This window comes from Micromonospora sp. D75 (assembly GCF_018070405.1).
Lineage (GTDB): Bacteria > Actinomycetota > Actinomycetes > Mycobacteriales > Micromonosporaceae > Micromonospora > Micromonospora chalcea.
In genome coordinates this window covers 1-682 of the sequence record NZ_JAGPXV010001131.1, presented here as the reverse complement: position 1 = coordinate 682, position 682 = coordinate 1, and the positions used below count along the sequence as shown (strand labels likewise).

The window sequence follows — 682 nt, the reverse complement described above, 5'->3', positions numbered from 1 at the left end:
CGCCGCGGCAGGCGGTGCTCAACAACCACGTCGACGCCACGCTGGAACTGGCCGAACGGGTCACCGAGGGCGGGCAGCCCCGCCCCGACCTGGTGGTGTGGCCGGAGAACTCCAGCGACATCGACCCGCTGCGCAACCCGGCCGCGGGGGAACGGATCGGGCAGGCCGCCGACGCGATCGGCGCGCCGATCCTGGTCGGCGCGGTGCTCGCCGGCCCGGAGGCGGGGCAGGTGCGCAACGTGGGGCTGCTGTGGCGGCCCGGCACGGGCGTCGACCTGGACCAGACGTACGTCAAGCGGCATCCGGTGCCGTTCGCCGAGTACGTGCCGCTGCGATCCCTCGCCCGCATGGTCAGCTCGCAGGTCGACCGGGTCAGCTCCGACTTCGTCCCCGGTGACCGGCCCGGCGTGGTGGACGCCGGCGCGGCGGTCCTCGGCGACGTGATCTGCTTCGAGGTCGCCTACGACGGGATCGTCCGGGACACCGTGACCGGCGGCGCGCAGCTGCTGGTGGTGCAGACGAACAACGCCACGTTCGACGTGGCCGAGGCCCGCCAGCAGCTGGCCATGGTGCGGTTGCGGGCGGTGGAGCACGCCCGGGCCGCGTTGATGGCCTCCACGGTCGGGGTGTCCGGGTTCATTTCCCCGGACGTGCGGGTAGACGGTGCGACCGGGTTCAACAC

At 73.3% G+C, this 682-nt stretch carries 1 protein-coding gene; it reads left to right on the top strand.

Features of this window, described 5'->3' with window-relative positions; genetic code table 11:
• A partial coding sequence (lnt, locus tag KBX39_RS32480) for an apolipoprotein N-acyltransferase (RefSeq protein ID WP_210874251.1) occupies positions 1-682 on the top strand: 682 nt, incomplete at both ends.